Annotated in this window: 21 protein-coding genes; 5 read left to right on the plus strand and 16 right to left on the minus strand. The window is 45.2% G+C overall.

Going from position 1 to position 22,910, the window contains the following annotated elements; all coding sequences use genetic code 11:
* The first annotated feature begins 428 nt into the window (after positions 1 to 428).
* Together KIT90_RS08660 and KIT90_RS08665 are read left to right on the plus strand one after the other, a co-directional pair.
* Complete coding sequence (locus KIT90_RS08660) at positions 429 to 1,889, plus strand: sodium-dependent transporter (protein WP_020196403.1); 1,461 nt, start codon at positions 429 to 431, stop codon at positions 1,887 to 1,889.
* On the plus strand, positions 1,889 to 1,987 hold the full coding sequence (locus KIT90_RS08665; RefSeq protein WP_005536518.1) for a MetS family NSS transporter small subunit: 99 nt from the start codon (positions 1,889 to 1,891) through the stop codon (positions 1,985 to 1,987). Before KIT90_RS08660 ends, KIT90_RS08665 begins: the two co-directional genes overlap by 1 nt.
* A gap of 68 nt (positions 1,988 to 2,055) precedes the next feature.
* Here KIT90_RS08665 and KIT90_RS08670 read toward each other — a convergent pair whose 3' ends face one another.
* The 15 genes from KIT90_RS08670 to yceD all read right to left on the minus strand — a co-directional run bounded on the left by KIT90_RS08670 (position 2,056) and on the right by yceD (position 15,231).
* Positions 2,056 to 2,457, minus strand: a complete 402-nt coding sequence (locus KIT90_RS08670) for a hypothetical protein (RefSeq protein ID WP_009707021.1) — start codon at positions 2,455 to 2,457, stop codon at positions 2,056 to 2,058.
* 253 nt (positions 2,458 to 2,710) lie between these two features.
* A complete protein-coding gene (gene ptsG / locus KIT90_RS08675) occupies positions 2,711 to 4,141 on the minus strand; it encodes a PTS glucose transporter subunit IIBC (protein WP_005439576.1) in 1,431 nt (476 codons plus the stop codon).
* Between the two features lie 445 nt (positions 4,142 to 4,586).
* Positions 4,587 to 5,354 (minus strand): TatD family hydrolase, encoded by a 768-nt coding sequence (locus KIT90_RS08680; RefSeq protein ID WP_005439577.1) that lies wholly within the window; start codon positions 5,352 to 5,354, stop codon positions 4,587 to 4,589.
* A complete protein-coding gene (locus KIT90_RS08685; protein ID WP_285376285.1) occupies positions 5,345 to 6,307 on the minus strand; it encodes a DNA polymerase III subunit delta' in 963 nt (320 codons plus the stop codon). The genes KIT90_RS08680 and KIT90_RS08685 overlap by 10 nt, the downstream gene beginning before the upstream one ends.
* 24 nt (positions 6,308 to 6,331) lie before the next feature.
* Positions 6,332 to 6,964 (minus strand): dTMP kinase, encoded by a 633-nt coding sequence (tmk, locus tag KIT90_RS08690; protein ID WP_038896031.1) that lies wholly within the window; start codon positions 6,962 to 6,964, stop codon positions 6,332 to 6,334.
* Positions 6,961 to 7,977 carry an endolytic transglycosylase MltG gene (gene mltG, locus KIT90_RS08695; protein ID WP_285376289.1) on the minus strand — a complete coding sequence of 339 codons (1,017 nt, stop codon included), beginning with the start codon at positions 7,975 to 7,977 and terminating at the stop codon, positions 6,961 to 6,963. Before mltG ends, tmk begins: the two co-directional genes overlap by 4 nt.
* Positions 7,974 to 8,789, minus strand: coding sequence for an aminodeoxychorismate lyase (gene pabC, locus KIT90_RS08700; RefSeq protein WP_285376290.1), 816 nt, complete (start codon positions 8,787 to 8,789; stop codon positions 7,974 to 7,976). The genes mltG and pabC overlap by 4 nt, the downstream gene beginning before the upstream one ends.
* 107 nt (positions 8,790 to 8,896) lie before the next feature.
* Positions 8,897 to 10,144, minus strand: a complete 1,248-nt coding sequence (fabF, locus tag KIT90_RS08705) for a beta-ketoacyl-ACP synthase II (RefSeq protein WP_009707027.1) — start codon at positions 10,142 to 10,144, stop codon at positions 8,897 to 8,899.
* Between the two features lie 93 nt (positions 10,145 to 10,237).
* The gene (gene acpP, locus KIT90_RS08710; RefSeq protein WP_004406112.1) at positions 10,238 to 10,471 is read right to left on the minus strand and encodes an acyl carrier protein; all 234 of its coding nucleotides are present in this window, start codon (positions 10,469 to 10,471) and stop codon (positions 10,238 to 10,240) included.
* A gap of 245 nt (positions 10,472 to 10,716) precedes the next feature.
* Positions 10,717 to 11,451, minus strand: a complete 735-nt coding sequence (fabG, locus tag KIT90_RS08715; RefSeq protein WP_005444803.1) for a 3-oxoacyl-ACP reductase FabG — start codon at positions 11,449 to 11,451, stop codon at positions 10,717 to 10,719.
* Between the two features lie 34 nt (positions 11,452 to 11,485).
* Complete coding sequence (gene fabD, locus KIT90_RS08720; RefSeq protein ID WP_009707028.1) at positions 11,486 to 12,409, minus strand: ACP S-malonyltransferase; 924 nt, start codon at positions 12,407 to 12,409, stop codon at positions 11,486 to 11,488.
* Positions 12,410 to 12,484: 75 nt separating this feature from the next.
* A complete protein-coding gene (locus tag KIT90_RS08725) occupies positions 12,485 to 13,435 on the minus strand; it encodes a beta-ketoacyl-ACP synthase III (RefSeq protein WP_009707029.1) in 951 nt (316 codons plus the stop codon).
* A 5-nt stretch (positions 13,436 to 13,440) separates the two neighbouring features.
* Positions 13,441 to 14,466, minus strand: a complete 1,026-nt coding sequence (gene plsX, locus KIT90_RS08730; RefSeq protein WP_009707030.1) for a phosphate acyltransferase PlsX — start codon at positions 14,464 to 14,466, stop codon at positions 13,441 to 13,443.
* Between the two features lie 10 nt (positions 14,467 to 14,476).
* Entirely contained in the window at positions 14,477 to 14,647 is a 171-nt protein-coding gene (rpmF, locus tag KIT90_RS08735; protein WP_005396978.1) for a 50S ribosomal protein L32, read from the minus strand.
* A 59-nt stretch (positions 14,648 to 14,706) separates the two neighbouring features.
* Positions 14,707 to 15,231: a 23S rRNA accumulation protein YceD gene (gene yceD, locus KIT90_RS08740; protein WP_005439592.1), complete on the minus strand. Its 525-nt coding sequence runs from the start codon at positions 15,229 to 15,231 to the stop codon at positions 14,707 to 14,709.
* Positions 15,232 to 15,380: 149 nt separating this feature from the next.
* Here yceD and KIT90_RS08745 point away from each other — a divergent pair, with 149 nt between their 5' ends.
* Positions 15,381 to 15,962 carry a nucleoside triphosphate pyrophosphatase gene (locus KIT90_RS08745; RefSeq protein WP_020196394.1) on the plus strand — a complete coding sequence of 194 codons (582 nt, stop codon included), beginning with the start codon at positions 15,381 to 15,383 and terminating at the stop codon, positions 15,960 to 15,962.
* Positions 15,963 to 16,338: 376 nt separating this feature from the next.
* Here the strand turns inward: KIT90_RS08745 and rluC are convergent, their stop codons facing one another.
* Positions 16,339 to 17,283 (minus strand): 23S rRNA pseudouridine(955/2504/2580) synthase RluC, encoded by a 945-nt coding sequence (rluC, locus tag KIT90_RS08750; protein WP_009707033.1) that lies wholly within the window; start codon positions 17,281 to 17,283, stop codon positions 16,339 to 16,341.
* 637 nt (positions 17,284 to 17,920) lie between these two features.
* On the opposite strand from rluC, the gene rne reads away from it, so the two are divergent.
* On the plus strand, positions 17,921 to 21,010 hold the full coding sequence (gene rne, locus KIT90_RS08755) for a ribonuclease E (protein ID WP_285376295.1): 3,090 nt from the start codon (positions 17,921 to 17,923) through the stop codon (positions 21,008 to 21,010).
* Positions 21,011 to 21,335: 325 nt separating this feature from the next.
* Positions 21,336 to 22,895, plus strand: coding sequence for a SulP family inorganic anion transporter (locus tag KIT90_RS08760; protein WP_285376296.1), 1,560 nt, complete (start codon positions 21,336 to 21,338; stop codon positions 22,893 to 22,895).
* The last annotated feature ends 15 nt before the right edge of the window (positions 22,896 to 22,910 follow it).

Below are 22,910 nucleotides of genomic sequence, written 5' to 3' on the forward strand. Positions count from 1 at the left end.
CTAACACAGAGATACACCCTAATAGCCAAAAAGAGTTTATTTGACCAAGATCACATCAACCATACAGTCATTTATTTCAAAACCTACCCAACTTTACCGATCAGATAGCCTACCAAATCACTAATTAACAATATTTAAACCAGATAAAATATCGACATTAACATTTAGAATCTATTGCGCTAAATAATGTAAAAAGTTAGTCTGAACACAGAAAGCAGAAGAATATTTCAGCTTTTGCAAACACACATCAAAATTTAAAGCATTTAATTCTATTTCTTGTTAGGTAACACAAAGCAAAACACCAGAATTTTATAACAATACCGAACATCGAGCAGAAAACTGACGGATAACAGTTGCTCTTTGCTCTACTGGTGTTGCACGTTGCCGAGAAGAGCTTCATTCCTTAGGGAGTTGTACAGGAGTCAAATATGAAGCGAGAACAATGGGGATCCCGTGCGGGATTCATCTTAGCAGCAGTCGGTTCAGCCATCGGCTTGGGTAACATCTGGCGTTTCCCTTACATGGCCTATGAGAATGGCGGCGGTGCCTTCTTTATTCCTTATCTTTTCGCCATGATCACCGCAGGTATTCCATTCATGATCCTTGAGTTCAGTATGGGTCAAAAATACCGCGGTTCTGCACCAAAAACATTGGCAAAAATCCACGCGAAATTTGAATGGCTTGGTTGGTTCCAAGTTGGCGTTGCTGCCGTCATCGCCGTTTACTATGTTGCGGTTATTGGTTGGGCAATTTCTTACTTTGGGATGTCGTTCACTCAAAGTTGGGGTTCCGATACCAACGCCTTCTTCTTTAGTGAATACCTAAAACTTGGTGATAACTCTCCAACTGATTTAGGCAGCATTCAGTGGAAGATCGCCGTATCTATGCTGATTGCTTGGGCAATTACCTATACTGCGATTGTGAGCGGTGTTAAATCAGGTATTGAACGCGCATCTAAGATCATGATGCCTATATTGTTCATTATGGTGATCTTCTTGATCGGTCGCATGATTTTCCTTCCTGGTGCGCTAGACGGTGTGAACTACATGTTCGAACCAGACTTCAGCAAAATCTGGGACGTAAAAGTGTGGGCAGCGGCTTACGGTCAGATCTTCTTCACACTAAGTATCGGCTTTGCCATCATGCTGGCTTACTCGAGCTACCTGCCTGAGAAATCAGACATCACCAACAACGCCTTCATGACGGTATTGATCAACTGTGGCTTCTCTATCCTTGCCGGTATCATGATTTTCTCGGTATTGGGTTACATGGCTCAAGAACAAGGCAAACCGCTTACTGAGGTAGTCTCTGCCGGTGTGGGCTTGGCATTTGTGACGTTACCTGCGGCAATTAACCTACTACCAGCGCCATACATCCTTGGTCCCCTGTTCTTCTTTGCTTTGGTTGTTGCAGGCTTAAGCTCGCACATCTCAATCATGGAAGCGGTAACCTCAGCCGTTATCGACAAATTAAAATGGAGCCGTAAGAAAGCTGCAAACGTAGTGATTGGTATTGGATTTGTTGTCTCGATGGCATTCGCGACCAACGGCGGATTGCTTCTTCTGGACCTTGTCGACCACTTCGCAAACAACGTTGGCATTATGGTTGGCGGCCTAGTAGAAATCGTTCTGATGGCTTGGTTGTTGAAACAAGTACCTGAAGTTCGTAACTACGTAAACGAGCGCTCTGACTTCTCTGTTGGTCAATGGTTCGAAATCTGTTTACGCTTTGTCACGCCAATCATGTTAGCAATTATCTTGGCAACCAAACTGTACGCACTTCTAACAGAAGGTTACGGTGGCTACGACCTGACTCTAGGTTGGGTAATGATTGCCGCACTGTTTGTGTTTGGCGTATTGATTAACGTAGCGAGCAAGGAGAAAGCATAATGACTACAAGTGCAATCATCATGATGGTTATCGGACTTGGCATCACTTGGGGTGGCGCTGCGGTATGCATCAAACGAGCAATGAATAAACAGCAGTAAAGCTAACTACCAGCGAAATTAAGGCTCAAAAACAAAATGCCGGCTCAGTGCCGGCATTTTTGTGTCTATTAGAAATTGTACTTGATACCAAGCGCCCCACCGATTTGCAGATCAGGCCCTTTGTAGAAGTCCACTTCAGGATGGATTTGCGCGTACAGATCCCAGCCTTTTGATAGATCCCAATTTAAACCCAGTGGGACACGAACACCGAATTCATCATCCCACTCGTACCAGCCACCAACACCGACATACCAAGTTAATGGCATGCTTTGATCAAATGTACCGCGCTTCGCTATGTAATCAAACGCCATACCATCGTTACCAATAATACCGCGGTACTTGTCATCAATTTCAACGACAACGCTGAGCTCTTGATCGACCGCCATACCAACAGAAAAATTCTTCGCTCCATCCGCCGCCATTACGGCACTCGGCAGCATTGTTGCCGCCAATAAAATTCGCTTTTTCACAGCCTTCCCCCACTTAAAAAACAGCGTGCATAATTCAAACATGTTGTCATTTTGTTGTGTCAGTAATGAGTAAGAATGACGTACGAAAAAAGCCACAAACGTAAGGGTGAGCGTGAGATCACGACTAAAACACCAAAAGTAAGTGTTAGTGAGAAAGAGATTAGAGAAGAATAAATACTGGAGAGGTATGAGGGGAAAGATACAGAAAGCAAAAAGGAGGCCGAAGCCCCCTTTTTCTTATGAATGACTGAGATTAGCCGTGGTTACGAATCCACTCATCCATTTCAGTTTTCAGGTTGTCAGACTTAGTACCGAAGATAGCCTGAACACCACCTGCTACAACTACAACACCAGCAGCGCCTAGTTGTTTTAGTTTGTCTTGGTCAACTGCAGCTGTGTCAGCTACTGCTACACGTAGACGAGTGATACATGCGTCTAGACCAGTGATGTTTGCTTTGCCGCCGAATGCTGCAACAAGCTCACCTGCCATGTCAGAACCAGAAGTTGCAACAGCTTCTTCAGATTCATCTTCACGACCTGGAGTTTTAAGGTCAAGAGCAGTGATTACTGTGCGGAATACTACGTAGTAGATTACTGCGTAAACTAGACCAACAGCTACCATCAGACCCATCTTCTGAGCGTGGCCAGATAGAACTAGGAAGTCGATCAGACCGTGTGAGAATGATGTACCGTGTACGAAGCCTAGAGTGTTAGCAACAACGTATGCAGAACCAGCTAGTAGAGCGTGGATACCGTATAGTACTGGAGCAACGAATAGGAATGAGAATTCGATTGGCTCAGTAATACCTGTTAGGAATGAAGTCAGAGCAGCTGACGCCATGATACCCATTACTTTCGCGCGGTTTTCTGGTTTAGCACAGTGAGCAATAGCGATTGCTGCAGCTGGTAGACCGAACATCTTGAACATGTAACCACCCGCTAGCTGACCGAAGCCATTACCAGCAGCGCGAGAAGCATCATCTGCAACTAGGTAACAAGTTAGTACGCCGTTTTGAGTTTCACCAGCAGCGTTCACACAAGTACCTGCTTCGAAGAAGAATGGTACGTTCCATACGTGGTGTAGACCGAATGGGATTAGAGAACGCTCAACTACGCCGTAGATACCGAACGCAAGTTGTGGGTTTTGGTGCGCAGCCCAGTCAGAGAATGCAGAGATTGCACCGCCGATTGGTGGCCATACGATAGATAGTACAACACCTAGGATGATCGCAGCGAAACCAGTGATGATTGGCACAGCACGCTTACCAGCGAAGAAGCCAAGGTACTCTGGAAGCTGGATTTTGAAGAAACGGTTGAATGCCCAAGCAGCAACACCACCGACAAGGATACCACCTAGTACACCTGTATCGATTTTCTCAACGCCCATGATGCCAGCCATAACGCCAAGCGTTGCTGTCATGATGCCGTAACCAACGATTGCAGCAAGACCTGCTACACCGTCGTTGTTTGTGAAGCCAAGTGCTACACCAACAGCAAATAGAAGTGCCATTTGGCCGAATACTGAACCACCAGCTTGTTCCATTAGGTTAGAAACAACCTCTGGAATGAAGCTTAGGTGGGCAGCACCAACACCTAGTAGGATACCTGCGACTGGCAACACTGATACTGGTAGCATCAGAGCTTTACCAACTTTTTGCAGGTTTGCAAAAAGGTTCTTAAACATGTTTATGCTCCTGATAAATTATAAGTATTATTTGGGCACTAACGGCACACCCCCGTAGCCTAAATGTTAGCACCCAATGAAAATGTAACCACACGTTGCATTATATTTTCCGGCTCTAAATATATATTGATGGCCCTCAAACTTTCCACACAGTTACGAAATTTAGTTTCAAAACAAGCCGCAGATCACACCCAAAAACAGTAGATGAAAAGGTTTGCATTAAACTTATATTACTGTTTTATAACGATTTTATTATCAACATAATTAATTTTAAGGCGTAAATAAAATAAAGACTGATGTTATTTTTAGTAACAAAATTACATTTGAGAGATTTGATTGCGGTTAAATCAACAAATTTAGTAAACATTAAACTAAATGATCTTTTTGGCGTATTTCTAAACAAAAAAGGGGCAATAGCCCCTTTTTTAAACCGTCTATTGATTTTTCATCGCAAAAAAAGATTCCGGAAGTTTTCGGTTGTTTTTTGCCCTACTTCAGCAATGGAGCATCCTTTTAGCTGTGCAATATAGGCTGCAACTTCGACAACATAGGCTGGTTGGTTCTCTTTTCCACGATGTGGAACGGGCGCTAAATATGGAGAATCCGTCTCAATAAGCAGCCTTTCTAAAGGCAAAGCTTTCACGACTTCTTTCAATTCTGTCGCCTGACGGAAGGTTACAATGCCCGAAATTGAGATGTAGAACCCTAAATCTAATGCAGCTTCTGCAAATGGTAGATCTTCGGTAAAGCAGTGGATTACACCACCACATTTTTCAGCGCCACCATTGCGTAGAATTTCTAATGTATCTTCACGAGCGTTACGGGTATGAATGATCAGTGGCTTGTTAAACTCCACCGCTAAATCTACCTGCTGTTCAAAACGCTCTTTTTGCAGCGCTGCAGTCTCTGGTTTGTAGTGATAATCCAGACCTGTTTCACCAATCGCTACCACTTTTTCGTGCGAAGCGTGTTGACGTAAGGTCTCCATAGAGAACGCGCTCTCCACATCAAGCGGATGCACACCGCAAGACGCGTAAACGTTGTCGTATGGCGTAATCATTTCCAACATTTTTGGAAATGAATCTAACGTAACGCCTACCGACAGTAGCTCTTTTACGTTCGCTTGTTTTGCTTTGTTAATAACGTCTTCAACATTGATGTGAAGATCATCGTAATTCAGTTTGTCTAGATGACAGTGCGAATCTACGAACATAATGCCTCTCGTGATTCAATTAACCAATTCATTGATAGTAGTTCAAGGTTCAAGCCTGGAAAGCGTTGAATTTGCCCTTTTAGCTCAAGCAGCTTCTTCGACGCCAGGTATAAACCGTCATAACTGTGTGTTGGGAACAGAGTTGCGCCCGGAAGTTGAGCCGCTTCCGCCACCCCAAATTGGGCTTTCTGAGCGTCCGTTAATAGATACCAAGCCCAGTCGAATGCTTTGTCTGGGTTCTTTGCCATTAACGCTGCACACTGGAATACATCTGATACCGGCGAAGATAGCGTCTCAATAAAACAACGCTCAAACGCTTGGTACTCATCAAGCTCACCACTTTTCACCGCTTCTAGGGTATTAATTGGCGACCCTAAATTCAGTTTAAGCGCATAAGCTGGTACTTGTGATGCTCCCTGCTCGCTCATCCAATTCATCGCCAGCTCTGTTGATGGTGGTGTCACCACCCATTGTTGGCAGCGGCTCTGGATAGTTGGCAGCAATCGCTCTTGGTTATGCGTCACGAGCAAGAACAAGCATTTCTGTCCCGGCTCTTCAAGTGTTTTGAGCAACGCGTTCGACGCTGATTCGTTCATCGCATCGGCTGGCTCTATGATGAACACGCGATAACCGTTTAGTTGTGAAGATTCATGCGCAAGCCGATTACATGCTCGAACCTGGTCAACGGTGATCGACTTTCCTTCTTTCTCTGGCTTAATCCAGTGTAAATCAGGATGGCTATGAGATTGGGTCAGCTGGCAACTATGGCAGAAGCCACACGCTTCACTGGTGTAATTTTGACACAGCAACGAGTGACTAAAGAGCTCAACCAGCTTCTCTACCGCTAATCCTTTGTCACTTTGCAGCAGCAGTGCGCCCGGAATTCGTTCTGAATCCAAGCTTGTTTTGAGGTTATCCCAAACGGGTAGTAACCATGGAAAGTCATTTAACATGAGCGACCTCAATCCACATTCTGCTTACAGTGATGCTAGCCATTCGTTTAGCGCAGCTTTGATGTCTTGTGCAACCTCTTCAATCGACTGCTCAGCGTTGATCACCACGATGGAATCATCGGCATTAGCCAGCGCTAAGTAACGCTCACGCGTGCGTTCAAAGAAGCTGATGTCCATTTTTTCAATACGATCTAGTTCGCCACGTCCACGAGCACGTTCAAGTCCAACTCGAGGATCGATATCCATGTACAATGTGAATGCAGGCTTAAACTCACCTAGAGTTGTATCGCGCAGGTTCTTCATCAGTGATGCGTCGATTTGGCGGCCACCACCTTGGTAAGCTTGAGAAGACAAATCATGACGGTCGCCAACTACCCATTGATCGTTTGCTAGCGCTGGCTTAATCACGTTCTCAACTAACTGAACTCGAGCTGCATAAAGCAAAAGCAATTCAGTCATGTCTTTTAGATCTTCGCCCTCGTGCTCTTCTTTTACTAGTGCACGCATTTTCTCTGCTAGCGGTGTACCGCCTGGTTCACGAGTATTAACGATATCTTGGATACCTGCAGCTTTCAGCGTATCTAAAACGGTTTTAATCGCAGTGCTTTTACCCGCGCCCTCTAGGCCCTCAACGACAATAAAGTTTGCTTTCATCATTTGTTCTTTCTTAGTTCTCTTAAGTAGGCACGTACAGCACGGTTGTGCTCAGCAAGGGATTTCGAAAACACATGTCCGCCCTTTCCACTTGCTACAAAATATAGGTAATTGCTGTTTTCTGGGTTGAGAGCAGCTTCAATCGATGCTTCACCGGCCATGGCAATTGGCGTTGGTGGTAACCCATTAATGGTGTACGTGTTGTATGGCGTTGGTGTACGCAAATCTTTCTTACGGATATTGCCATCGTACGCATCCCCCATCCCGTAAATAACGGTTGGGTCAGTTTGCAAACGCATACGTTTATTGAGGCGGTTAACAAATACCGATGCAACACGTTCGCGCTCTGCATCAATCGCCGTCTCTTTCTCAATAATAGAAGCCAAGATCAGCGCTTCGTATTTATCTTTCAGTGGTAATTTCTCCTGACGCGCTTCCCATTGTTCATCAAGAATCTTGTTTAGCTTGCTGTGTGCACGCTCTAAGATCTGACTTTCACTTGCGCCAGCAGTGTAGTGGTAAGTCTCCGCAAGGAATAAACCTTCAAGCTTCTCACGCTCAATACCTAGCTTTTCTGCCATTTCTTTTTCAGACAAACCAGTTAAGTCATGTTTTACATGAGGTGCAGCCCTTAGCTGTTCAACCCACTCAGAGAAACGGCTGCCTTCGACAAAAGTAATCGCAAATTGATGCTCTTTGCCGGTATTGAGCTGTTCTAACGTTTGATAAAGCGAAACTTTTGGCACAAGTTGGTAAGTGCCTGCTCGCACCTGAAGAAGCTCTGGGTAAAGGTGTGGCATTAAACGAATGTAATCAGAAGCTTCTATGATGTCGTCTTTTACAAGATCACGCATCACTCGGTGAAAGCTGGTACCATTTTCTACGGTAAACAGCTGTGGCTGCTCTATAAGAATTGGCGAGTTAACATATTGCTTAGTCTGTGAAACAACGTAAAAAACACCTGCTGCACCAATAACGGCAATCAGTACAACAAAAGCAAACAGTTTTTTAATCACGAATTTAGATTCCCTTGAAGTCGTCGAGTCAATTTTCCTATTGGAAAGTCAATCTTGTTATCTGGTGTCGAAATACCGTTGACCGGTGCCACACCTAATAGTGAGTTACACATCCACACCTCGTCTGCATTAAGCAAATCAGAGAGTGCGAATGTCGCTACCTGCACTGGGTAGCCATTGGTTTGGAGAAATTCCAATACCTTACGGCGCATTACGCCGGCCACACCAGACAAATTCAAATCGGGTGTGTATACCTTTTTATCTTTAACCCAAAAAAGGTTTGCCATTGTAGTTTCAATGACATGATTTTGCACATTTAACGTCACAGCATCGGTAAATTCCGTGCCTTCAATTTCCGCTTTTGCGAGAACCTGTTCGATTCGGTTGTTATGCTTATGACCAGCTAGAAGTGGTTGAATACCAAGGTGGGTTCTACAAACCCCTAACGGCACGCCATTTTCTTGCCATGAAGAGTAATGCGAAGGAAATGCAAAATTCGAAATAGTCACGACTGGCCCTTCAATGCCGCTAGGACTATACCCTCGCCCTCCAGTGCCGCGACTGATATGAATTTTGATTCCGGCAAGCTCATCATTCAAGACCGCTTTCATTGCCCAATCGAACACCTGGCTCCAATCGGGGAATGGGATGTGTAACGTTTTTAGGCACGCTTCCATTCGCTCAACATGCGCTTGCCAGTGCTCTAATTCACCCTTCTTAGTTTTTATAGTGGTGAAACAGCCATCGCCATATTGAAACGAGCGGTCGCCAAGCGAAATGTGTGTTTGTGGCAATCCATTGACCCAGAACATTCAGATACCTTTACTTTCCGATCGACATATAAAACAAAACGGCTCAATGCTAAGCATCGAGCCGTCAGAATACAAGTATCGCTTCTCTAAAACAGTGTTAGAGATTTTTACTCAGCGAATTTTTTGAATACTAGCGAACCGTTTGTACCGCCGAAGCCGAACGAGTTACAGATTGCGTATTCCATATCAACTTTGCGCGCTGTATGCGGAACAAGATCGATATCTAGACCTTCTTCTGGATCATCTAGGTTGATCGTTGGTGGAACGATTTGGTCTACCAAAGAAAGAACTGTGATGATCGCTTCAACTGAGCCAGCAGCACCTAGAAGGTGACCAGTCATAGATTTAGTTGAAGATACTAATACTTGCTTAGAGCCTTCTTCACCAAGAGCACGTTTAACACCCTTGATCTCAGCCACATCACCAGCAGGTGTCGATGTACCGTGAGCGTTCACGTAACCAACTTGAGTACCAGTAATGTTTGCGTCACGCATTGCCGCTTCCATTGCTAGAGCGCCACCTGAACCATCTTCACTTGGAGAAGTCATGTGGTAAGCGTCACCAGACATACCAAAGCCAACTAGCTCTGCGTAGATCTTAGCACCACGTGCTTTTGCGTGCTCGTACTCTTCAAGGACCATCATGCCCGCACCGTCACCAAGAACAAAGCCATCACGGCCCTTATCCCATGGACGAGAAGCTTTTTGAGGCTCATCGTTACGAGTTGAAAGTGCTTTTGCTGCACCGAAACCAGCCATACCTAGTGGTGTAGATGCTTTCTCTGAACCACCAGCAACCATCGCCTCAGCATCACCGTATGCAATCATACGCGCTGCGTGGCCGATGTTGTGTAGACCTGTAGTACATGCCGTAGAGATCGCGATGTTTGGACCACGAAGACCACGCATGATAGATAGGTTACCTGCAACCATGTTTACGATGGTCGAAGGAACAAAAAATGGGCTAACTTTGCGAGGACCTTTTTCAACAAGCGCTGTATGGCCTGTTTCGATTAGGTCTAGACCGCCGATGCCTGAGCCGATTGCTACACCAACTCGAGCTGCGTTTTCTTCGGTAATTTCTAAGCCAGAGTCATCCAGTGCTTGGATACCCGCTGCAATGCCGTACTGGATGAATAAATCCATTTTACGAGCATCTTTCTTAGACATGTACTCTGTGCAATCAAAATCTTTCACAAGACCAGCAAAACGAGTCGAGAAGTTCGTTGCATCGAAATGTTCGATGTTCACGATACCGCTTTGACCTTCTAGCAGGGCTTTCCAAGATGATTCTACTGTGTTGCCTACCGGTGACAACATACCCATGCCTGTGACAACTACACGACGCTTGGACACGATATAATTCTCCGGGAATTGAATGTTTCTATGAGAGGATAGAAGAAGTTAGAAAGAACACAGGCGGTCTAGGAGACCGCCTGGGAGAGATAATTACTGAGCGCTGTTTACGTAGTCGATTGCAGCTTGAACAGTAGTGATTTTCTCAGCTTCTTCGTCAGGAATCTCAGTGTCGAATTCCTCTTCTAGAGCCATTACTAGCTCTACAGTGTCTAGAGAATCAGCACCTAGATCGTCAACAAATGAAGCTTCGTTTTTAACTTCTGCTTCGTCTACACCTAGCTGTTCAACAATGATTTTCTTTACGCGTTCTTCGATGTTGCTCATTTTTCTTTTCCTTTACAGATTTCGCCTAATGCGATGATTCCGTAGTTTATTCGAACTATTGAAAGTTGCAAGGGGGTCCTTGCTGGTCAAACCACAAAATTAGCGAATTTAACCGAATTTCAATACATTTTTGACTTAAATCATGCACAAATCTTGCGCATGAGCATGACAACTTAATGACAGTTAACAGCAACTATAGGCTATTTTTCACAAAGTAAAACAGCTTATTTTGCACGAACTGTGCATTAAACCATGTACATGCCACCATTTACATGCAAAGTTTCACCAGTAATGTAAGCCGCTTCAGGTGAAGCTAGGAATACAACTGCTGATGCAATTTCACGTGGGTCACCTAGACGACCTGCCGGCACGTTCGACAACGTTGCTGCACGTTGGTCATCATTTAGCGCCTTAGTCATGTCAGTTTCGATGAAACCAGGTGCGACTGTGTTTACTGTTACGCCACGAGAAGCTACTTCACGAGCCATCGATTTAGTGAAACCGATAACGCCTGCTTTCGCTGCTGCATAGTTAGTTTGACCAGCGTTACCCATAGTACCAACGACAGAACCTACGTTGATGATGCGACCAGCGCGTTTTTTCATCATGCCGCGTAGAACCGCTTTAGACATGCGGTAGATTGGCGTTAGGTTTGTGTTGATGATGTCGTTCCACTCGTCATCTTTCATACGCATTAGTAGGTTATCGCGTGTGATACCAGCGTTGTTTACTAGAATATCGATTGCACCAAACTCATCGTTGATGGTTTTTAGGGTTGCTTCGATAGACTCAACGTCAGTTACGTTAAGTGCTAGACCTTTACCGTTTTCACCTAGGTATTCGCTGATAGCCGCTGCGCCACCTTCTGAAGTTGCAGTACCGATTACCGTTGCACCGCGCTCAACAAGAAGTTCAGCAATCGCACGACCAATGCCACGGCTCGCGCCTGTCACTAGAGCGATCTTACCTTCTAGATTCATCATGTTGTGTTTTCCTTTTCTTATCGTGAACAGATTACTTAGCGGCTTCTAGCGACGCTACGTCGTTAACTGCTGCTGCGCTTAGTGTTTTCACGATACGTTTAGTCAGACCTGTCAGTACTTTGCCAGGGCCAAGCTCAAGAAGATTCTCTACGCCTTGTTCGCTCATTAACTGCACGCTCTCAGTCCAACGAACTGGGCTATGAAGTTGACGAACAAGTGCGTCTTTGATTTTTGCCGGATCAGTTTCAGCCGCCACATCAACGTTGTTGATAACAGGAAGTTGTGGTGTATTGAATTCGATAGACTCTAGCGCAACGGCTAGTTTCTCTGCTGCTGGCTTCATTAGTGCGCAGTGTGAAGGTACTGACACAGGAAGAGGAAGTGCACGCTTAGCACCTGCTTCTTTACATAGTGCACCAGCACGTTCTACCGCGTCTTTACTACCTGCGATAACAACTTGACCAGGTGAGTTGAAGTTTACTGGAGAAACGACTTCACCTTGCGCTGCTTCTTCACAAGCTTTTGCAATTGCTTCGTCATCTAGACCGATGATCGCGTACATTGCACCAGTACCCGCAGGTACCGCTTCTTGCATCAGTTGACCACGTAGCTCAACCAGTTTGATTGCTTCTTTAAAGTCAATCACGCCAGCACACACAAGCGCTGAGTACTCACCTAGGCTGTGACCCGCTAGGTTTGCTGGTTGCTCAAGACCAAGCTCTTGCCATACACGCCAGATAGCAACAGATGACGCTAGCAAAGCCGGTTGAGTACGGAAAGTTTGGTTTAGATCTTCTGCAGGTCCATTTTGAACAAGCGCCCATAGGTCGTAACCTAGTGCGTCAGATGCTTCTGCAAATGTTTGTTTTACTACGTCATATTGTTCGCCTAGATCAGCAAGCATACCGACAGCTTGTGAACCTTGGCCTGGAAATACGATAGCAAACTTGCTCATGTTGTTTTCCTTTAAGCAAAGTAAAAAGAAATAAGATGCACCGTAGCGCATCTTAAATTTTGAATCTTGTGAAACTTAGAATTTCACCAGGGCAGAACCCCAAGTGAATCCGCCGCCAAACGCTTCAAGAAGTAGAGTTTGACCACGTTTAATACGACCATCACGTACCGCCTCATCCAGTGCTGTTGGCACGGTTGCTGCTGATGTGTTGCCGTGTTTATCAAGTGTGATCACGACTTGGTCTAGTGACATCGAAAGCTTTTTCGCTGTCGCTGAAATAATGCGGTAGTTCGCTTGGTGCGGAACCAACCAGTCTAGTTCAGACTTATGCATATCGTTCGCTTCAAGCGTGTCTTTAACCAGTCTTGATAGCTGAGTAACGGCTACTTTGAATACCTCGTTTCCGGCCATATGAAGCCATTTATTTGCATCTTTACCACGTTCAGGAACAGGAAGGCTCAATAGATCACCAAACTGGCCGTCTGAATATATGTGCGTGGAAATAATGCCAGGCTCTTCGCTTGCACCAAGAACAACGGCACCCGCAGCATCACCAAACAAGATGATGGTTGAGCGATCCGTTGGGTCACATGTTTTCGACAATGCGTCTGCACCAATCACAAGCACGTTTTTGCACATGCCAGATTTGATGTGTTGGTCAGCAACAGATAATGCGTATACAAAACCTGAACAAGCAGCGGCTAAGTCGAATGCAGGACAACCTTTAATGCCAAGCTTTCCTTGCACCTGACACGCAGATGAAGGGAAAGTATGGCTACTGCTAGTAGTAGCAACGATAATTAGGTCGATATCATTTTTATCAATGCCGGCCATATCGATAGCGTTTTCAGCTGCGTAGAATGCCATGTCCGCAACAGTTTCATCTTCTGCTGCAATTCGACGCTCTTTAATACCAGTACGAGCTACGATCCACTCATCACTTGTATCTACCATTTTCTCTAGGTCTGCGTTAGTACGCACCTGAGATGGCAGGTAGCTGCCAGTACCTAAAATTTTGCTATACATGAAGACTAATAATGCCTCTCGAGTAAAACCGCTTCCAAACGATCGCTAATACGGCTTGGTACTTGTCGTTTGACCTCGTGTACTGCCTCGCCAAGTGCATTGACAATCGCAGATACATCCGCACTTCCATGGCTTTTTATGACAATGCCGCGCAATCCTAGCAAACTTGCGCCGTTATACTGGTCGGGGTTCAGTGTTTTTAGTTCATTAAATAGCCGAGAAAACAGTTTTCTAGCAATCCATCCCTTTATCGTTGATGCCATCATGCTGGTTTTTAGTTTTTCGATAAAGAGTTGCGCTGTTCCCTCGCTGGCTTTTAAGCATACGTTACCGACAAAGCCATCACAAACAATGACATCGGCAACGTCATGCAAAATTTGATTACCTTCAATATAACCCACAAAATTAATTGCGTCGGTTTGAGAAAGCATTTCTGCACAGCGTTTGACTAAATCGTTTCCTTTAATTTCTTCAGCACCAATATTCAGCACCGCCACACGAGGTGGATGACCGAGATGTTCCTCGGCTAAGGCACTGCCCATCACTGCAAATTGAAATAAGCTGTCTGCATCGCAAGATACATTCGCACCAAGATCTAACATCCAAGTACGTTTGCCACTAATGGTGGGTAATGCGGAAACTAAAGCAGGACGCTCAATACCAGGAAGCAGTTTAAGAATGAATCGTGAGAGCGCCATCAAGGCTCCGGTGTTACCACCGCTCACACACGCATCTGCTTCGTTATCAGAGACCAGATCAATGGCCATACGCATGGAGCTATTTTGGCTATTACGTAATGCTAAAGACGGTTTTTCTGAGTTAGAAATTACTTTCTCGCTATGAAGAATGCTTAAACGAGAACTGGTAGAGGTACCTAGTTGAGATAATTGAGACGTGATCAGAGGTTGATCACCTATAAGAATCACTTTTAGCTCTGGGAAATGAGACAGTGCCTGCACGGCGGCAGGCACTGTTACGCGTGGACCGAAATCCCCGCCCATTGCATCAAGTGCAACGGTAATACTTTGCAAAGGTTCAACCTTACTTGTTGATAACCTTTTGACCACGGTAGTAACCTTCAGCAGTTACGTTGTGGCGTAGGTGAGTTTCACCAGAAGTCGCGTCTACAGATAGTGCAGCTGTAGTTAGCGCATCGTGTGAACGACGCATACCGCGCTTAGAACGAGTTTTACGGTTTTTCTGTACGGCCATTGACCCTACTCCTATACTATTGGGTTAAAAACCTAAAGAAGAAGCGGCTACCACACCAGTTACTTTTTCAGATTTTTCAAAACGTCGAATGGATTCGGTTTTTCTTCCTCAATTTCTTCAGGAATCTCACCAAAAACCATGTTATTTGAATCAACGCTACAATCCGCTTCATCGTGCATTGCGATTTGAGGTAATGTTAAGATGAACTCGTCTTCAACTAGTTGTATAAGGTCTAATTCACCGTACTCATTTAGATCTACCAAATCATAAATTTCTGGTGCTTCCTCTTCTGTCTTCTCACCGTAGTAAGGAGTGTAAAGGAATTCAACTTCACACGGATGTGTGAATACCTCATTACAACGCTGACACTCTAAATCAACTTCGATGTTAGCTTTACCAGAGATAACAACAAGTCGCTGTTCATCAATATCAAATGACAATGAGACTTCTGCGTCGCGTTTTACGCCTTCAGTTGTTTCCGCTAAGCGCTTGAAAAGACTAGCTTGGATGATGCCATCGTAATCTAATCGTTTCTGTGCGGACTTCGCCGGATCAACCGTTCGCGGTATTTTTACCTTTTGCATAGGGCGCGAATATTATCTTCCAAATCAAAATTAGTCAAAGAAAAAGGCAAAAAAGTTGTACTTTTTTACGCTTAATATAGAGAGCATTAGCCAGAATCGATTTTGATCGATTATCCTATTGGAAATGCTTGTGCGAATTGTAATTCAAAATGAAAAATTACCAACTGGTTTTAGCCTCAACCTCCCCTTTTCGTAAACAACTGCTGGAAAAACTAGCAGTGCCTTTTACTTGTTTGTCACCCAACTGCGATGAGACCCCTTTAGCTAACGAAACACCTTTAGAACTGGTACAACGGCTTGCTATTGGTAAAGCCACTTCTTGTGACACAACCCATGACAGTTTGGTCATTGGCAGTGACCAAGTGTGTGTCATTGACGGCAATATCGTTGGTAAACCGTTAAACCGAGAAAACGCCATCAAACAATTATTGGCTCAAAGCAGTAAAACCATCACTTTTTATACCGGACTAGCTGTCCACAACACAGCAACTAATCATACTGAAGTCGGCTTCGATACTTTTGAAGTGCACTTTAGAGATTTGACGCGTGAACAAATCGAACGTTATGTAGACAGAGAAGAACCTTTTTACTGTGCTGGTAGTTTTAAAAGCGAAGGGATGGGAATTTGCCTGTTTAAGAAGTTAGTCGGCAAAGATCCGAATACGTTAGTCGGCCTGCCACTTATTGATTTGATCGACATGCTGCAAAAACAAGGGTTAGAGGTTTTGTAGGGAATACAGAAGACTCCAAAGGGCTGATATGGACGGTTTAAGCAGTAACATCAAGCTAATGACTTTGCATCTCAACCAGAGATTCCCGACAACGCTCCTTCGTCGCTTTCGGGAATGACGTCGTTTAAGCTCATCCATCAAAAAGTAAGTCATAACCCACTTAAATTCAGAATTCACTGCACGTCATCCTCAAGAGTGAGGAACGAGCGAGTTGGGGATCTCTTTCAACGGTATCGCTGAGCACAAAGTTCTCATAACTCAACAGGCAAAGCTGCCGCCACTCTCTAAGAAGCTTTCTACGATCAAAAAAGCCGATGTATTAACATCGGCTTTTACATAGCTTTTTGCGATGGCGAGGGGGTAGATACGCTTGCCTCTACTTTTTACGCAAACCCGCTAAGACTTTCTCTAATTTCGCTTCCATCGGCGCATTGATTTCCATCCACTCATCATTCGATGGGTGCTGGAACTTGATGTTCGCTGCGTGTAGGAACAAACGGTTCAAACCAACCTGACCCGTGTACGCATCAAAACGACGATCGCCATAGCGGTCATCCCATGCAATCGGATGCCCCGTGTATTGAGTGTGCACACGAATCTGGTGAGTACGTCCAGTAATTGGACTTGCTTGAATTAACGTTGCTTGTTCGAATTTCTCCAATACTTTAAAACGCGTCTCAGACGGTTTGCCGTTTGGATTCACTCGTACAATGCTGTTCACTTCGTTTTTAAGCAGTGGCGCATTAACGACTTTGCAGCTGTTTTTCCACTCACCCATGACAAGCGCGAAGTAGAACTTCTTCACTGTCTTTTCACGGAACTGTGCTTGTAAATGACGTAACGCAGAACGTTTCTTCGCAACCAGCAAGATGCCAGATGTATCACGGTCGATACGGTGAACGAGTTCAAGAAAGCGAGCTTGTGGTCGTAATGCTCGAAGTGCTTCAATCGCACCAAACTTCAAACCACTACCGCCGTGCACTGCTGTGCCAGATGGCTTGTTGAGAATCAATAGATGATCATCTTCAAAAATGATCTTATCTTCCAACTCTGCCACTTTGTTTAGCTTCGTGCTCGGCGCGACGTCATCCTCTTTCTTCTCTACCGTGACCGGAGGAATACGGACAAGATCGCCTGCTTTTAGTTTGTACTCTGCCTTAATGCGCTTTTTGTTTACGCGCACTTCTCCCTTACGCACGATTCGGTAAATCATGCTCTTTGGGATGTCTTTTAATTGGTTACGCAAGAAATTATCAATGCGTTGACCCGCCATATCTTCGTCGATATCAACGAACTGGACTTGTGTTCTTATTTCGCTCATGGGCGCTATTGTAAACTCAAATCTGTACGACTTCACATTATTCTTGCTGCAAAAGAAACACTTGTTGTCATAAATAGTTCCAAAACACGCCAAGCTTTTGTTTAGATTATTAAAAGTCTTTATCAACTTCTCTATTTGTTTCTCGTCTTTCTCAGTTTGCGAGACTCAAGTGCTTATGAAACAGCCAGTTATAAATTACAAAATTTGAATTTAGCGCCAAATTTTCCATCGTTTGCGCTAAAGCAGATTGCTGATATCAACCTGCGCTGCTATAGTTCACAGCTGCTAAGGAAGGTTTGGTTACATTTTGTTCATTACCAATCATTTATCCCCAAGCAATGTGAGTAGGTTGTTGAATGTCAGGTGCAGCATTGGCGTAAGACACATTGAGTTCAACACACTTGTCACTCTACTCCTCGCATATTCACGTTGAGTATCTACCGCCCGATATAGCGGGTCACAAGTTTCCGTTTCCAACGAAACCCAAAAGAATTTGTGATGACTGAAGTGCCCTAGAGCATCCCCTTCCAGCCGGGAGGCTGCAAAATATAAGCCATGGGATCAGGCACCGTGAAAGAGCGAAACAAAAGTGACAAGTTGCAAAGAAATATAAAGAAAAGACAACGAGAAATTTTCAATGAAAAGAATGTTAATTAACGCAACTCAAAAAGAAGAGTTGCGTGTCGCTCTGGTTGATGGCCAGCGACTTTTCGATCTTGATATCGAGAGTCCAGGTCATGAATCTAAAAAAGCGAATATCTACAAAGGACGTATCACACGTATCGAACCAAGCTTAGAAGCCGCATTTGTTGATTACGGTGCTGAGCGTCACGGTTTCCTCCCTCTTAAAGAAATTGCCCGCGAATACTTCCCAGAAGGTTACACTTACCAAGGTCGCCCAAGCATTAAAGAAGTGCTGACTGAAGGTCAAGAAGTAATCGTACAAGTGGAAAAAGAAGAACGTGGTAGCAAGGGCGCAGCTCTTACTACTTTCATCTCTCTTGCGGGTAGCTATCTTGTTCTTATGCCTAATAACCCTCGTGCCGGCGGTATTTCTCGTCGTATCGAAGGTGATGAGCGCACTCAACTAAAAGCTGCTTTAAGCACGCTAGAACTACCGCAAGGTATGGGTCTAATCGTACGTACTGCTGGCGTAGGTAAGAGTGCAGAAGAACTTGAGTGGGACTTGAACGTACTACTTAACCACTGGGGTGCGATTAAGGGCGCGGCAGATTCTAACCCTGCTCCTTTCCTAATCCACCAAGAAAGTAACGTAATCGTTCGTGCGATCCGTGACTACCTACGTCGTGATATCGGTGAAATCCTAATCGACAGCAACACCATCTATGAACGTGCACGAGAGCACATTCAATTGGTACGCCCAGATTTCATCAGCCGCGTTAAAAAATACGAAGGCGAAGTACCGCTATTTAGCCACTACCAAATCGAAAGCCAAATTGAATCCGCTTTCCAACGTGAAGTGCGCCTACCATCAGGCGGTTCTATCGTAATCGACCCAACAGAAGCTCTGACTTCTATCGATATCAACTCTGCTCGCGCAACAAAAGGCGGCGATATCGAAGAAACAGCACTGAACACTAACCTAGAAGCAGCAGACGAAATCGCTCGTCAATTGCGTCTACGTGACCTTGGTGGTTTGGTTGTTATCGACTTTATCGATATGACGCCAGTTCGTCACCAACGTGAAGTAGAAAACCGTCTACGTGAAGCCGTTCGTTTAGACCGTGCTCGCGTTCAGATTGGCCGCATTTCTCGCTTTGGTCTTCTAGAAATGTCACGCCAGCGTTTGAGCCCTTCTCTAGCAGAAGCAAGCCACCATATCTGTCCTCGTTGTAGTGGTACAGGTGTTGTTCGTGATAATGAATCTCTAGCTCTGTCTGTTCTTCGTTTAATTGAAGAAGAAGCACTTAAGGACAACACAGCACAAGTTCTTGCCGTTGTACCTGTTCCGATTGCATCTTACCTTCTGAACGAAAAACGTCGCTCAGTGAACCACATTGAACGCATTCAAGAAGTGAAGATCACGGTTGTTCCTAACTCTGATATGGAAACACCACACTTCGAAGTGATTCGCGTACGTGAAGGTGAAGAGTTCGATCTGCTTTCTTACCTACTTCCTAAGAAACTGGAAGCAATGAAAGAAGCAGAAGGCAAAGAGCCTGCAGAAGCTGACATCAAACCTAAACGTATTGAAGAACCAGTTCTAAAAGGTTTCGCTGCACCAGCTCAAACTGCGCCAGCTCCTAGCGCGACTTCTAAGCCTGCTCCGGCAGCGAAGAAGAAAGAAGTGGTTCAAGAAGAAAAGCCTGGTCTATTTAGTCGTCTATTTAAAGCGATTGGTAGTTTCCTATTCGGTGGTTCTGAAGAAGTAAAAGAAGAGCCTAAGAAAGAAGAAGAGAAGAAACCAAACCGCGATAACAAACGCAACAAACGTGACCGCAACGACCGTCGTCGTAACAACAACCAACGCGATAATCGCGAAGGTCGTGACAACCGCGACAACAAGCGTCGTCGTAAGCCACGTGAAGAGCAAGCGACTGAGCAAAACGAAGCGCAGCAGCAACCTAACAAGCAGCAAAATCGTAACCAGAAGCGTAAGCCAAAAGCTCAGCAAGCTGAAAAAGCACAAGAGCCAAAAGCAAATGCTAAGGTAGCGGAAAAAGGCCTGCAGCTTGCTGCTGAAGCACGCACCGGTTCAGAAGCGAAGCCTGAAGAAAGCAAAGCGAAGCCAAACGCAAAAGCAGAGAAAGTGAAAGAGCGTCGTCAACGTCGCAAACTAAACAAATCTGTACGTGTGAAAGACCAGCAAACGGCTGAGCAAGCTGAACTGGAAACACCAGTACAAGCAATTGAAGCGGTTGAAGCACCTGTTGAGAAGCCAGTAGAGGCGGTAGCAGAAGCGCAACAAGACAAAGCTGAATCGAAACAACGTCGCAACCGTCGTTCACCACGTCACCTGCGTGCAAGTGGTCAACGTCGTCGTCGTGGTCGCGATCGTCGCCCTAACCCATTCCGCCTACGTAAAGGTGGTGTAGCCTCTCCTGAGATGGCTATGGGTAAAGTGATGCCACGCTACATTCCAAAACCAGCACCTAAAAAGGAAGAGCGAGTGAAGGAAGAAGTGGCAGTAACAGCGACATCTGTACCTGCAATGCAAGGTGGCTTTGCTTGTCCAGAAATGGCAATGGGCAAAGTAATCATTCGCCGCGAGCAACCTGCAGTAGTTGAAGCGCCAGTGGTTGAACCAAAAGTTCAACAGCCTGTAGAAGCGAAAGTTGAAGCTCCAGCTGTAGAAACGCCTGTTGTAGAAGCACCAGTGGTTGAAACAGTCGTTGCACAAAAAGCGGAACCTGCAGCAGTAGAAGCAGCGCCAGTAGAACCAATCATTGAACCGGTTGAAGCACCTGTCGTTGAAGTTACAGAAGCAGCTCAAGAGCCAGTGGTTGAAGTGGTAGAAGACACTGTAGAGCAAGTTGCAGTAGAAGCGCCAATGGCTACACCAGTTCCTAAAGCAGAAGTTATCAAAGTCGCAGCTAAGCAACGCGCTAGCGCTCCGATGACTAAAGCACCAGGTCCTCAAGAGCTTCGTGAAATCACGGTTTCAGCAGCGCCGTTTAAAGCAGACCGCTACGCTCCAAAAGGCGCAGGTAGTCAAGTTGCAACAAACCGTGCATCAGCACAGATGACAAAACCAAACTTTAGCTAAGCTAGAATTTGTCCTCGCAAACGCGAGAGTGAAACGAAAGGCTGCCAATTGGCAGCCTTTTTTGTTGCTGTGAGTGTTAACTATAATTGTTCATATTAATATCAACGACTGATCACATTTGTGCGTCAATATCCCCTTCATTGTTGAACTTAATCACACTTTTCGGTAGCATTCGCCGACTTAAGTTTTCGACACCATTCTGCTGCTGCTCTTTTTTTACTACTGTTTGTGCTGATAAAAGTGAAGACACTTTACCCATCAGCGCTCGTGCAAATACGAATATGTGTCGGGAGAAATTCATCGCCAAGAGAACTCAATACAAAACATGTTCGAATTTCCTCAATTTTCTAAGCACTCCGTAAAAAACGATGTGCTATCAGGTCTTACGGTTGCGCTAGCACTGGTTCCTGAAGCTGTAGCGTTTGCATTCGTTGCTGGTGTAGACCCTATGGTTGGTCTGTACGCAGCCTTTATCGTCGGTCTTATCACCTCTATCTTCGGTGGCCGTCCAGGTATGATTTCTGGAGCAACGGGCGCTATGGCTGTTGTAATGGTGTCGCTAGTTGCGACTCACGGCGTTCAGTACCTATTCGCGGCAATCATGTTAGCCGGTATTCTTCAGGTCTCAGCGGGGCTATTCAAGCTGGGTAAATTCATTCGAATCGTACCTCATCCAGTAATGATCGGTTTTGTAAACGGTCTGGCTATCGTTATCTTCCTAGCTCAGTTAGGTCAGTTTAAAGCGCCAGACATCAACGGCATGCTGACTTGGCTACCACAAGACCAAATGCTATTAATGCTTGGCCTAGTTGCGCTAACAATGGGTATCATTCACTTCTTACCAAAAATCACCACAGCTGTACCTTCTTCATTGGTTGCAATCGTAACAGTAACAGCTCTAGTGGTTGGTTTAGATCTAGAAACACGTACGGTAGTCGACTTCCTACGTACTATGTCTGGTGACGAAGCAGCGACTTTGGCGGGCTCTCTTCCGACCTTCTCAATTCCAGCGGTTCCTTTCACTCTTGAAACACTGCAGATCATCTTGCCTTACGCAATCATTCTTGCAGCTATCGGTCTGATTGAGTCTCTACTGACGCTAACGGTACTAGATGAAATGACCAACACTCGTGGTCAATCAAACCGTGAATGTATTGGTCAAGGTATGGCAAACATGACATGTTCAGTGTTTGGTGCAATGGGTGGTTGTGCGATGATTGGTCAGTCAATGATCAACGTAAACTCAGGTGGTCGTGGCCGTCTATCAGGTATCGTTGCAGCTATTGCACTTCTGATGTTCATCCTGTTTGCATCTTCTTTGATTGAGATGATTCCACTTGCTGCGCTTGTTGGTGTGATGTTCATGGTGGTTATCGGTACGTTCGAATGGGCAACGTTCAAACTTGCACGTCGTGTACCTAAACAAGATTTCTTCGTAATCGTTCTAGTTACGGTAGTGACGGTTCTGACTGACCTAGCGGTTGCTGTAGCGGTTGGTGTTATTGCCTCGGCACTTATGTTCGCATGGCAACACGCTAAACACATCTACGCTGACACACGCCTAAATGAAGAAGGCTCAAAAGAGTACAAGATCCACGGTCCTATCTTCTTTGGTTCTGCGGCTAACTTCTTAGAATTGTTCAACGCACACGACGATCCAAAAGACATTATCGTCGATTTCGCGGACTCTCGTGTAACAGACCACTCTGCAATCGAAGCGATCGAAACTCTGGCTGAACGTTACGCAGCACTAGGTAAAACGCTTCACCTACGTCACTTGAGCCCAGACTGCCGTAAGCTACTAGACAAAGCAGGCAGTTTGGTTGAAATCAACGTGAAAGAAGACCCAAGCTACAAGGTTGCGACGGACATACTTGCTGGCTAATAAAACTAAAAAGGG

Source organism: Vibrio sp. B172a, assembly GCF_030248355.1.
Taxonomy (GTDB): Bacteria; Pseudomonadota; Gammaproteobacteria; order Enterobacterales; family Vibrionaceae; genus Vibrio; species Vibrio owensii.